Source organism: Enterococcus sp. AMC1086 (assembly GCF_058216575.1).
In genome coordinates this window covers 2,944,434-2,957,886 of record NZ_CM177100.1, presented here as the reverse complement: position 1 = coordinate 2,957,886, position 13,453 = coordinate 2,944,434, and the positions used below count along the sequence as shown (strand labels likewise).

The 13,453-nt window shown below is 36.3% G+C and carries 8 protein-coding genes; 5 read left to right on the top strand and 3 right to left on the bottom strand.

Going from position 1 to position 13,453, the window contains the following annotated elements; all coding sequences use genetic code 11:
* Position 1 precedes the first annotated feature (1 nt).
* From AC4BC4_RS13895 to AC4BC4_RS13880, 4 genes are all read left to right on the top strand, one after another.
* Positions 2-2,425: a YhgE/Pip family protein gene (locus AC4BC4_RS13895; protein WP_490476069.1), complete on the top strand. Its 2,424-nt coding sequence runs from the start codon at positions 2-4 to the stop codon at positions 2,423-2,425.
* Positions 2,426-2,568: 143 nt separating this feature from the next.
* Positions 2,569-3,558 carry a choloylglycine hydrolase family protein gene (locus AC4BC4_RS13890; protein ID WP_490476068.1) on the top strand — a complete coding sequence of 330 codons (990 nt, stop codon included), beginning with the start codon at positions 2,569-2,571 and terminating at the stop codon, positions 3,556-3,558.
* A gap of 53 nt (positions 3,559-3,611) precedes the next feature.
* A complete protein-coding gene (gene gad, locus AC4BC4_RS13885) occupies positions 3,612-4,994 on the top strand; it encodes a glutamate decarboxylase (protein ID WP_490476067.1) in 1,383 nt (460 codons plus the stop codon).
* Positions 4,995-5,210: 216 nt separating this feature from the next.
* A complete protein-coding gene (locus AC4BC4_RS13880) occupies positions 5,211-6,410 on the top strand; it encodes a glucosaminidase domain-containing protein (RefSeq protein ID WP_490476066.1) in 1,200 nt (399 codons plus the stop codon).
* 55 nt (positions 6,411-6,465) lie between these two features.
* Here AC4BC4_RS13880 and AC4BC4_RS13875 read toward each other — a convergent pair whose 3' ends face one another.
* Positions 6,466-7,338: a sce7725 family protein gene (locus AC4BC4_RS13875; RefSeq protein ID WP_490476065.1), complete on the bottom strand. Its 873-nt coding sequence runs from the start codon at positions 7,336-7,338 to the stop codon at positions 6,466-6,468.
* Complete coding sequence (locus AC4BC4_RS13870; protein WP_490476064.1) at positions 7,338-8,009, bottom strand: hypothetical protein; 672 nt, start codon at positions 8,007-8,009, stop codon at positions 7,338-7,340. The genes AC4BC4_RS13875 and AC4BC4_RS13870 overlap by 1 nt, the downstream gene beginning before the upstream one ends.
* Before the next feature lie 255 nt (positions 8,010-8,264).
* On the opposite strand from AC4BC4_RS13870, the gene AC4BC4_RS13865 reads away from it, so the two are divergent.
* Positions 8,265-12,266: a bacterial Ig-like domain-containing protein gene (locus tag AC4BC4_RS13865; protein WP_490476063.1), complete on the top strand. Its 4,002-nt coding sequence runs from the start codon at positions 8,265-8,267 to the stop codon at positions 12,264-12,266.
* 287 nt (positions 12,267-12,553) lie between these two features.
* On the opposite strand, the gene AC4BC4_RS13860 is transcribed toward AC4BC4_RS13865, so the two are convergent.
* Positions 12,554-13,141, bottom strand: a complete 588-nt coding sequence (locus AC4BC4_RS13860; RefSeq protein ID WP_490476062.1) for a DNA-binding protein — start codon at positions 13,139-13,141, stop codon at positions 12,554-12,556.
* Between the last annotated feature and the right edge of the window lie 312 nt (positions 13,142-13,453).

Below are 13,453 nucleotides of genomic sequence, written 5' to 3'. Positions count from 1 at the left end.
TATGAAAATGATCAAACAAGAATTCATTAATATTTTCAAAAATAAAATGTTGTTAGTATCGGTGATCGCCATTACGTTTATCCCCATTCTCTATGCCGGATTTTTCTCAAAATCAGTATGGGATCCTTATGGACGAGCGAAAGATTTACCAGTCGCCGTTGTCAATGAAGACAAACCAGTCGAGATGATGGGGCAAAAAGTCAATGTCGGAGATCAAGTGGTAAAACAGCTGAAAGGCAACCATGATTTAAAATGGGAGTTTGTTTCAGCAGAAGATGCGAAAAAAGGAATGGAAGATTTACATTATTACATGATCGTGACCATTCCAAAAGATTTTTCAAAAGATGCTACGACTCTTTTAGATAAAAATCCGAAAAAAATGGATATCACGTATACAACTAATGGTTCTCTTAACTATATTGGCGAAGAAATTTCTCAAATAGGTGCGACTACTTTAGAGTCTCAGGTAAGAGATAGTGTGACAGAATCTTATGTAACTGCCTTAAATGAGGTAGGAAAAGAAGCGGCCAAAGGTATGGATCAAGCCTCAGATGGCGCCAGTCAGTTAGCGAGTGGTACGACACAATTACAAGATGGTTTGGCTCAATATACTGGTGGTGTATCACAAGTATTAGATGGTTCGACTCAATTAGCGGATGGAACAAATGAGTTAGCGGGCAATATCGCACCATTGACATCAGGCGTTTCAGAGTTAGATGCAGGTGCTTCACAATTAAGCTCGGCACTTGGAACAGTCAACGGAAAAGTCCAACCTTTAACAGGTAAAATCGCAGCACTAAATGCTGGGTTAAACGAATTATCTAGAGGAAGCAAAGAATTAGAACAAGCTTTACAAAGTGTTGAAAACACGCTAGATCCAACGTCAAAAGAAACGATTCAAAATAACTTGAATCAAGCTAAAGCTGATTTAGACAAAGTATTATCAGATGCCCAATTAATGGCAAACACTTCAGTTGAATCTGCTCAAGTCTCAACTGAACTACAACAAATTGGCGCACAATTAAACGAGTTAAATAATAAAATATCTATTGATTCAACTGCGTTACAAAATCAAATTTCAGACAGTATTCGTCGTCAAGAAGGAATTGAAGAAGCAACAAAAATGCAATTGATCGCAGACATTAGTGGACAAATCGCTGCTTTTGAAACGGAACAAAATGCAAAAATCCACTCTGAAACAGCTGCGCTTACTCAAAATATTGACCATGCTACAGCGTCAGCAGAGAATTTAGCTGTTCAGGCCAAAGCCTTAAGCGAATTAGCAGCAGGTATTTCAGCCAATACAAACAATCTAAAAAATGGCTTAAATGAAATTGAATCTGGTACAAACGGACTTTTAGGATTAGCCGATTTACCACCACTTTCAGGTCATGCCTCTACACTAGTACGAGACTTAGATCAAGCTTCACAAGATTTAACCATGCTAAATGGAGAAATCCCAGTAGCATTATCTGGTGTGAATCAATTAGCAACAGGAAGCAATCAATTGTCAGCTGGCTTAGACCAAATGTATGGTCAGATGCCGACTCTAGCATCTGGTGTTTCGCAATTAAATAGTGGTGCGGGTCAATTAAATTCAGGATTAGTTGAATTAAATGCCAACTCTCCACAATTACTAAGTGGTGTAGATCAATTAGAAGATGGATCTGGTCAGTTAGCTAGTGCCCTTGGAGAAGCGGCAGCGATGGCAGGCAAAGCTAACTTAGGTGAAAAGAATATTGAAATGTTCGCAGCGCCAACAGATTTAAAACTAAAAGAATACAGCCATGTCTCAAACTATGGTGAAGCATTGACACCGTATATTATGTCGCTTGCATTATTTGTCGGCTGTCTGGTCTTTAACTTCGTATTCCCGATTCGAAAAGTAGCGATGGCAGGTCAATCTGCTCGCGATTGGTGGTTGAGTAAAGTAGCAATTGGGTTTATCGTTTCTTCAGGAATGGCAGTCATCGAAGCGACACTAATGTTAGCTATTGGCTTACACGTTGATAATATCGGTCAGTTCTATCTCTTAGCCTTGATCAGTGCGTGGTCCTACATGTTCATTGTTATGTTCTTCGCAATGGCTTTTGATAATCCAGGTCGATTTGTTGCAATGGTCTTACTCGTATTACAACTAGGCGGGGCAGGTGGAACCTTCCCAATGCCATTAACTAATGGATTCTTTAATGCGATCCATCCGTACCTTCCAATGTCGTATTCTATTTATGGTTTCCGTGAAGCTATTTCAGGCGGAATAGGGGCACCAATGTTTAATAAGAGCGTTACGATTTTAAGTATTTTATTCGTTGTCTTTGTTTTATTACTAGGAATCGCGATGAACAAGCTTCAAAAGAAACACTTGGCTGGACACTCTCAATTAGATAATAATCAAGAATTACTAGCAGTAGAGAATCAATCATAATAGATCAAGCTGATCGTCTATCGACAAAAATGAAGTGAACAATTTTGTCGATAGAACGGACAGAATGAAAAAAAAACAAAGCTAAAAATGCAGTAGAATAAGAATTGTAAAGAAAACCAATTATAAGAAAAGGACGTGACATTATGTGCACAAGTATTTTTACAGAAACGAAAGATGGCAAACACTTATTATCAAGAACGATGGATTTCTCCTTTCCGCTAGACCCAAGTCCTATCTATATGCCAAGAAACTATACATGGACAGCTGAGGCCGAGGACGTAACACATAAAAATAGTTATGGATTTGTAGGAGCAGGACGTTTACTAGGCTCAGCCTACTTCGTTGCAGATGGGGTCAATGAGACTGGCTTATCTATCGCAGAATTATATCTACCAGGAGAAGTACATTATCAGACTGAAGCAAAAGAAAATAAAATGAATTTAGCTCCACATGAATTGATTTTATGGATATTAGGAAATTGTGCATCAATCAAAGAAGTAGAAGAGCAACTAAAAGAAATCAACTTAGTGGCGCTTAAAGCCCCTATGTTAAATATTGTCACACCGCTTCATTGGATCATTACTGATGAATCTGGTCGTTGTGTGATTATTGAACCGACAGAAGAAGAATTACACATCAAAGAAAATCCAGTAGGTGTAATGACGAATACTCCTTGTTTTGAATGGCATGTAGAAAATTTAAGAAACTATTTACACGTTCAACCAAAACAATTTGCACCAGCAACTTTTGGAACCTACACAGCCCTTCCTTTCTCACAAGGAACAGGTACGTTAGGATTACCAGGAGGTTATACACCACCTGAACGTTTTGTTCGTGCAGCCTTTTTCAAAGAACATATCGCACAAGCAGAAGATGAAACGAGCGGTGTTACAAATGCTTACCATATTCTTGCAACTGTTCGAATTCCAAAAGGAATCGTTGTGACAGCAGAAGATACAGAAGATTACTCTCAATATGTTGGCACAATGTGTAACGAAACACGTACGTACTATTTCAATAGTTATGATAACAGCCAAATCAGTAAAGTTACTATAACAGACGATTTACTACAAGTAGATAAACCAGTTACCTTTTTAGCGGATAAAAAAGAAACAATCAAATCACTTAATTAATCAGACAAATAGAAGACAAAATAAAATAAGAATTCAAATGGAGGAACTCAATAATGACAAATCAAACAGATTTTACAACCCCAATTTTTGGAACAGAAGCATCAAGTGAAGACGTTGTAATGAGTCGACTAAGAAAAGAATCTGTAGAACCAGAAGTAGCTTACCGTTTAATCAAAGATCAATTAATTGATGAAGGAAACGCTCGTCAAAACTTAGCAACATTCTGTCAAACGTATATGGATCCAGAAGTAACCCAATTAATGTCAGAAACAATGGAAAAAAATGCCATCGATAAATCAGAATACCCACAAACAGCGGAACTAGAAACAGGCTGTGTCAACATTTTAGCAGACTTGTGGAATGCGCCAAACAGCGAGCGAATCATGGGAACCTCCACAGTAGGATCAAGTGAAGCGTGTATGTTAGGCGGTATGGCGATGAAATTTAGATGGCGTAACCAAGCAATCAAACGTGGTCTAGATTTAAATGCCCAAAAGCCAAATCTAATCATTTCTTCAGGATATCAAGTATGTTGGGAAAAATTCTGCGTGTATTGGGATATCGAAATGCGTGAAGTCCCAATGGATAACGGCAAACTAAGCATGAATATCGATAAAGTAATGGACTATGTGGATGATTATACGATTGGTGTGGTAGGGATTTTAGGGATCACTTACACTGGTAAATTTGATGATATCAAAGCATTAGATGAACTAGCAGAAGCATACAATCAAACACATGAACACGAATTAGTTATCCATATTGATGGTGCTAGTGGTGCAATGTTTGTACCGTTTGTAGACCCAGAATTAGTTTGGGACTTCCGTTTAAAAAATGTGGTTTCAATCAATACATCTGGTCATAAATATGGATTAGTATACCCAGGAGTAGGGTGGATCATCTGGAGAGACAAAGAATACTTACCAGAAGAATTGATCTTTGACGTAAGCTATTTAGGTGGACACATGCCAACAATGGCGATCAATTTCTCTAGAAGCGCGAGCCAAATCATCGGCCAATATTACAACTTCTATCGTTATGGTTTTGATGGCTACAAAGAAATTCAAGAACGCACGAAAGCCGGTGCTGTATGTATCGCAAAAGCTGTAGAAGAAACAGGGCTGTTTGATATCTATAATGATGGGGCGAATCTGCCGATCGTCTGTTATGCACTGAAAGAAGACGCTGATGTAGAATGGACACTTTATGATCTAGCCGATCGTTTGCTTATGAGAGGATGGCAAGTACCTGCTTATCCATTACCGGACGATTTAGACAATCAAGTAATTCAACGTTTTGTCTGTCGTGCAGATTTAGGACAAAATATGGCAACAGCATTGATCAGAGATTTCCAACAATGTATTGATGAATTGAATAATGCACGTATTTTATGTCATGAAAAACAAGAAGCACATGTGCACGGATTTACTCATTAATAGAAAATAATACGATAAAAAGTTTCAGTAAATAGCAAGTCAAAAATGAGAGTATCAGAGACAAACTAAAATTGTCGTGGAACATAATAAATCGGTTCCTTAAAGTAGTGACGAATCGATTGTAAGTTATGTATTCACGGCAATTTTAGCGCACACTCTCACCGTTTATAAAAAATGAATGTGTTCGTTAATTAAAAAAATTGGAGTGAAAAATCATTGAAAAAAATATCTAAATTAATTGTAGCTACTCTTTTAGCTACCCAGTTAGTATTGGCTTTACCAGTAAATGCATTTGCAAATGAATCAATTGAGGAAACAGAGCAAGGCGATGGAGCAAAAAAAGAGCGCATCGAGACGAAACAAGAACTAGCTAACGCAACAGATGTTGAAAACAGTAATGAGGATCAAGAAATAGTTTCAGAACCATCTATTGATCAAGAGAGCAATAATTTAGAACAAGAATACATAATCGAAGAATTTTTAGAGGCACCAATAGTCCATGAACAAGCAATTATTCTTATAGATAAAAATGAAGCAACACAAGAGTTTATTTCAAAAAATGGAGAACAGGCTAGAAAGGTAGCCGAAGAAAATGACTTGTATGCTTCTGTTATGCTGGCACAAGCGATTTTAGAATCTGATTCAGGGGAAAGCGAACTCAGTAGCGCTCCGTTCTTTAATTTGTTTGGAATCAAAGGAAGTTACGATGGACAAAGCGTTTCTTTTTACACGAATGAAGATAATGGTTCAGGAGAGCTTTATCAAACACAAGAAGCATTCAGACAATACCCGAGCTACAAAGAATCATTTGAAGATTATGCGGCTTTGTTAAAAGGGAAAGAAATGGCATTTAACGAATTTTATAGTGGGACATGGAAAAGTAACACAATAAGTTATCAAGAAGCGACTCAAGCTCTTACAGGGACATATGCAACTGATACTCTATATGATCAAAAACTAAATGCGCTGATTGCCGCATATGATCTTACTCAGTATGATCAAGAAGGGAAACCGACTTTTTATGCAGGTGGGGAGTTTGAACCCTATAATAATATCAATTATGATATTGGAAATAGTTATGCTTCAGGAAATTGCACTCAATATGTGTACAATCGAATTACTCAATTAGGCGGTACTATTGGTCTAACGATGGGAAATGGTATGGATTGGGCAAGTACAGGTATTGCACAAGGATATGAAGTAGCCAGTGTACCAAAAGCTGGAACGGCGGTTTCTTTCCAACCAGGTGTTGCAGGAGCTGATGGTACCTATGGACATGTTGCGTTTGTAGAACAGGTAAAAGAAGATGGCTCAATTGAAATTTCAGAAATGAACGTACTAGGAGCAGGAATTGTATCTTTAAGAACAATAGACAGTGTGACAGCTAGTCAGTTGAATTACATCACACCTAAATAAGAAAATCTGTTTAAAAACCAAGAAAAAAGAGCGTCAGAAAGCCATCATACAGCTTTTAGACCTCTTTTTTTTGCTCGCTTAAATAACGAGACATTAATTCCATATGATGCATGACAGCAGCTTTTCTCATGACCCCCATGCCAGGAAATTTATCTGTTGAAACGGCTGTAAGCAGCAAATCGATTCCTATTGTTACTTTACTGCCGCATAATTTATTTTTCCACATACGCACCTCATCCATGAGTTCAAAAAATTTCTCTTTTTGAGAAGGAGCCTCTTCACTTGAAAGAAAATGATGGATTCGTAATTCTTTATTCTCAAAATAAACAAGATGCAACGCTAAAATTTTTGAAGGATAACTATGTTCGTAGTAGATACGGCTATCAATAGAAAAATCACTGAATCCGACAAACCCACTCTTTTGAAACGTCAAATGAGTATCAGAAAAAAATTCATCTGAACATTCTTGATAAAAACTCGTCTTAGGTAATCGGGTAAAAACATCTTGAGAAAGAATCTTATCGCCCTTGATTTTTTGCAGCAAACGAAATTCTTTTGGGATTAAAACCTTCGTATGATTCTCTTGCCAATCGCTTTGTAAGGCAGGAGTTGCGTTACTTATAACAAATAGTTGAGGTTGTTCACTCAACGTTTCGATGGGCTGTTCTACGATCATTGCTTTTTCTAAGGATAACGAATTTAGGTGAAGTAATCCATCTTTAGTCAAAAAATCACCTGTTTGAGGATTTTGAATAAGGTAAAAAGGCTGATTTGTTCTTTGAAACAGGTCTATAAATTTTTTCAACGTATTCGAATTTTTGACTGGTTCAATGATCGGCAGAATATCCGTAGATAAGCAGTTTCTTTCTACTAAAGCTGTTAGTGCAAGTAAGTCAAATTGTTTGCCACGAAAATAAGGATAATACATTATTTCTCCTCCAAGAGACGCTGTTCCAATTCAAAATAAGCCAAACGTGTTGCGTCCAATTCATTTTTTAAAGCCTCGACTGCTTGGTTACAAATGTCTTCAGCGAAGCGATCATAAAAATTCACACCACCACCAAACAAGTCATAATCAGGCTGTCTTTTTTTTAATTCTTTGTAGAGCTGATCCGTTGAAAAGACTCTTAAACCACGAGCTGTTTGCTTAGCTTTACCAACTTCACGAGCTTGAGCGGTAATCAAACGAAAAAGAAGTTCCTGCTCCTTAACTAAAAGCTCTTGTCTTTGCGGTTTTTTTTCTATACTAAAGTAGCCCGGCAGCCTTTGATCTTCTGTAGAAAGATATTGATGATAAACCATGACCCCAACATGACTTGGGATTTCTTCTTTTACTTTTTCAAAAAGAGCAACTGGCAAGACAAAGTAATTATAGTTTCCGATAAAGGAAAGTTTGGCTTTTGACCGAAAATCTGCCCTACTGACCTTCAATTCATAGCATCGCCATTCAAATTGTTTCTCTAAAGTCAAACGACAACTCAACGTATCAACAATTCCTTGTTCATCTGGCATAGTTACTTCTTCTACTACAACATCTCCATTTTCCCGACAATAATAATAAAGAACATCTTCCATTTGGGTCGTTAATGAGGTTTTCATGTCTATCTCCTTTCTTCTTTTAGTACATTATAGAACTTACGTTCGATTAAATAAAGCTTTTTTACTGTAATTATTGAATAATAAGCCTAAAAGTTATTTGCTAATAGGTTCGATTAATTGAGGGATAGATCTAATTATTTATAATAAATACAGTGAATAATTTTATATTTTTCTAAAAATATAAAAAAAGTGATAATAAAATTTAAAAAATAGTATATTATATAGTTATATATAAAAAATAAAAGGAGTTTATTCATGAAAAAAAAGAAATTACATATACTTATGCTGGCGGTATTACTGACACAAAGTTTTGGCTCACCTCTAAGTGCATTTGCATTGACTACCGATAATATAAAAGAAGATAGTGAATCAGCAGACGTAAATCCTGAACCTGATCGAAGAGATGATACAGTAGAAAGTCAAAATACACTGACAAGTGAAGCGACCAATACAACAGAAAATAGTCCATTAACAGAAGCAAAAGAGAATACGACTATTGAAAGTACAGAACAATCTACTACGGAAAATACGCCAATTCCCGCAGCAAGAAACATAGATACAAATGTAAACATTGAAGATGAACTTTTAGAAAGTATGACGCTTACCAATATGGATGGTGGTGAATTCAGTCAGAGTACGCCAACTCGGCTATTGAATACAACACCGGTTATTGCAAAATTAAACTTTGTGGTAGCAGACAAAAATTATGCACCAGATTCAGTCTATATAATGAAGTTACCTGATCATTTAGGCTATTCAGATGTCAGCGGTGAAGTAGCAAATGTTGGTGCACATTGGGCAGTCGATGCCAAAAATAAAACACTGACAATCACCTTTAGTCAACGAATCACCGAAACGCAATTTAAGTTAGATTTAGTAAGTTATGTATTCACAAATTCAGACCCACTAATAACGATTGAAACACCTGGTCAAAAAACGAATCGATATGATTTTGACTTGTATGAAGAAGTCGCGCCTATCAAATATGAAGAAACGACGAATAAATATGGGCTAAAAGGGGCTATTTATTATAACTTGGATAGAACATTATCTGGCAGTCAGACTGTAGAAGTAATTATGTCAGATTCACCTGGATCAAAATTTTATAATACGTCTCAAGAACCAATCGATGTGTTTTCATATGATGTAGATATCAATGGTAATGTGGTTGAAGAGTCAAAGCAATTATTGGAAAAAGAGAAAGACTACACGCTGGATGAAGATAACGCATATCGTGGGGCAGTAACGATTACGAATATGAATCAACAAAAAGCCTACGCTTTATCAGTTGATCGTGCTTTAGCCTTAGAGAATGTTTCAACTTATTCTTACAGTTTTTACAATCAATATCCTACGACTAAGTTAGGATCAGTTACTTTAAATCGTACTACAGCACCATATAGTGGGCTTGAATTCACTGCAAAAACAAGCAAAGATCAAAAATCATTAAAAGAAGTTTCTTTAGGAACGATCCAAAATGCAAGTTTTCAAGAAAAAGGGAACTATTATGTCTATATTTATAACCTCCCTACACAAACAAAAGTAGGAGAACAAATCATTTTAGAAAGTAAAAATGGACAAAAAATCGGGAACTATCAACTTTCAGCTTCAGATATTGACTATAACTCAGTTCCAATCACTGATTTTTTTGATGTGAAAAAAGAAGACAACAAGTTGATCTTAACAGCAACTAAAGATAGTGTTTTAAGAATTAAAGCCGAAAAGCTGACTATTCCCTTTGATCAAAAAGATATCAATGTTGTCGTTAGTACGCCAATTATTGATAAAGGAAAAGAAATAATGCTAATATCGGATCAATTCCTTCAGCCAATATCTATCATTAACCCTAATAATGTGGAGACAGCTTGGGGAAACTATGATCGAAACGGTGCCTATTCCGGCGATACGACGATAGCGATAGAAGGAAACGACAAAAATCCAGTAAAGAACGCGACAATTAAAATTGAACACCCAAACTACTTACAATTAAGAACACCAAAAGGAGAATATGACTATTACAAACTAGACAAAGATTACACGATAAAGGCAGTTGAAGGAGGATCTCTTATTGAGTTTACAACACCGGTCACTCGTTCATTCAATCTAGATTTAGGGTTTAATTATATACCAGATAGTTTAGAAAAAAGTAAGAGCGTCCCGATTGATACATTACCAGTAACGTTGAGTGCAGATGATTATGAAGCAGTGGAAACAACTGTTAGAACAGGTAGAAAGATGTATTCAGAACGAACGTTACAAGGGAGTAAAAATCAATTTTTAGTTAATGCAAGAAATGATTCTTTTGATTCCTTGAGTGTTACAACTAAAATTCCAGCTGGTGCAGATGTAGTGTTCGATATTTATGATGTGTCCAATGACCAAGTAGAGTCAATTTATCCACAATATTGGGATCGTGGTTACTACTTTGATAAGCCATTAGATTCATCTGATCCAGCCTATCCTACTGTTACTTTTAACGAAACAGAAAATAGTTATACATTCGATTTTGGTAAAACGTCAAAACGATATATTATTGAATACAAATACGCTAATGGTTGGATTGACACTAAGACGATCAATGTGACCGGAAGTACTGCAGAACCATTATCTGGCAATCAATCGATAGCAACATCAGTCTCTGTGAAAAATGAAAGTACTGAGATACTGTCTGCAAGTCAAACAAGTCATGAATCCTTAAAAAACGTAACAAAAAATGAAGTGAAGACAAAAAATATCAACAATGGGACACGCAAAGTCAAAAACCCAAAATTTGATATTTCAGCCAAAGGAACAACGAATGCAGGAATCGATTTAAATTCAATCGTGGTGACCGATGTTCCACAAAACGCTTATACAATCAAACAGACAGCAACAGGTGCTCAGATTATTTTTGACGATTATACGTTGACTCAAAATATCACGATCACCTACAATACAATTTCTAAGAATGCCGGACAAATTTCTACAGAAACAGTGATCAGTGGGGATAATTTAGAACAAATGACAGAAACCCGCAGAACGGCTGCAACAGAACAACTTGTTTTAAGATTTTCTGAGGGCGATGCTGAAGGTATTGTTTATTTATCAAAAGCGCAATTTCATACGTATAATGAAAATGATCAAGCGGTAAATATCCCAAATGTCTCATTTCAACTAATCGATAATGTGACCAATAATCAGACGACGTTTACAACAGATGAGAAGGGAAATTATAATTATGAAGCCATCATGTCTGGAGAATACACGCTAAAAGCGGTGGAAATCCCAGAAAATTACACGATTGCCGAGGAATATACCGAAGGGAAAATCATCAACCTAACCAAAGAGGCCAATCAAATTGAGATTCCTCTTGTAGAAACGAAAGTTGATAGAACAGATATTAGCGCAAAAGATTCAACTATTTATGTTGGCACGCCTTGGAATCCAGAAGATAACTTTACTGGAGCGACGGATTCCGAAGGAAACCAAGTCTCATTTGATAAAATAACTTTTGAAGGAAAGGTGGACACAACAACAGTTGGAGAATACGAAATTATCTATCATAATCAAGAGAAAGAAGCGAAAGCCACAATTTCGGTCGTTGACGATCAAGAAACATTGGCAGTCAAAGATTCTACATTGTACGTGGGAGACACGTGGCAAAAAGAAGACAACTTTGTCTCAGCAACAGACGACAAAGGTAAAAATCTGCTAATACAAACTATCCGTGTACAAGGAACTGTTGATACAACAAAACCTGGTGTTTACGATGTTATTTATGACTCGGGAAAACTAGAAAAAACAGCTAAAATCACTGTAAAAGCGGATCAATCAACCTTAGTCGTTAAAGATTCCACTATTTATGTGGGGGATGATTGGAAGAGCGCAGATAATTTTGTCTCAGCAACAGATCGCGACGGCAAAACAATCTCTTTTGAAGAAGTAAAAATAAACGGTACGGTAAAAACCAAAGAAAAAGGCAAAAATGAAGTAACATATACGATTCAGACAACAGATAAAACGCAATCAAGCAAAATAAAAAAAGCGGTACAAGCTGAAAAACAACTGACCGCTGTAGCAAACATTACAGTACTTGAAAAAAATGTATCTAAACCAAATGAAACAACTAAGAATCAAACGCACACGACAAAACCAACAAAACCCAAAAATTACCCTAAGACCGGTGAAAAAGCCAATCATTATATTCCTTTGATAGGACTTTTAGCCGTATCGATTACAATAATTGGTGTGATTCGATTAAAAAGAAGAGCAGATTAACTAAATAATACGAAAATTGGCCTAGAACAGAAGTGAAAATAGCTTTTGTTCAGGCCTTTATTCAATTATATGATCAGATACGGATTTGATCCTCTCTGATTACCTGTCTAAAATAATCTCCTTAGCACGAGCGTTGAGCTGGTTAGAGCCACCTAGCGCAAACGACAGGCATAATTTTGGTCATGAGATCATAATGATCAATAAAAATTGGATAGAATATCGAATGTTCAATAAATGAAAGAGTTTGGAGGAATTTTCTCTCAGCCTTTTTTTGTACGCATAGATTCTTACTGAATAATAAACGAAGTGCTTTCAGAAATGAGAGCGTCCTTTTGATTGCTTTTAAATCGTATAAAAGCTGAAAAATAGCAGGTATTCCCAGTTTTAGTTGTAATTGTCCCATGCGTTGCTCCTTCTTTTCCATGGGTTAAAATAGAATGGATTTCAAGACGGTCGATGGCTATTTTTTTTTCGAGAATCAGAGTGATAAATGAATGTTTACCAATTATATTTTTTTTGTTTGGAATGAAGAAACGAAAGGAGTCAGCCAACATCGAGTCCAGTAAAGGCTGATTGCCAGAAATGGCTGCGATTAGATAGTCTCGAATCAGTCTTCGCTTTGGCGCATTATCACAGTCAAGAGAACAAAGGACTGTGAAGTCGCATTTTGGGACGGAAGCCTCATTCGATGAAGGCTGAAAGAATAAATTTTGCTCAGCTAAATGTTGTTCTAAAATAGCTATTGCTTTTGGTCCCATACCATGTAAGTTTAATAGAGTAACTTTATCGAACAAGCTGACTTGTTCAAGACTTGTAATGCCAATGGAATGAAGTGCATTAGTAGCAGGCTTGCCGATGTTAGGTAAGTTGGTCATAATTATCTCCTTCTAGTGTTTATCCTTTGTCCACATTATAATCTAGTCGCACATAACTGAAAATAAAAAACGTCCCAAATGTTTTTAAAAGAAGTTCATTATCTCAAAAAATGATCCAGGACTATTTACGTCGGATGAACAGACAAAATCTGAGAAAAACTCAAAGAAAAAACGCGTAAAATATAACTTATCAAAGAGAAGAAAGTAAACAAAAGATTTTTATTTTCTTCTTTCAAAAATAGTTTAATCCAAACAAGTCAAACAGGAAAATTGTTTAGAGTAAACTTATAAAAAATTAGAAGAGGTGTAGTT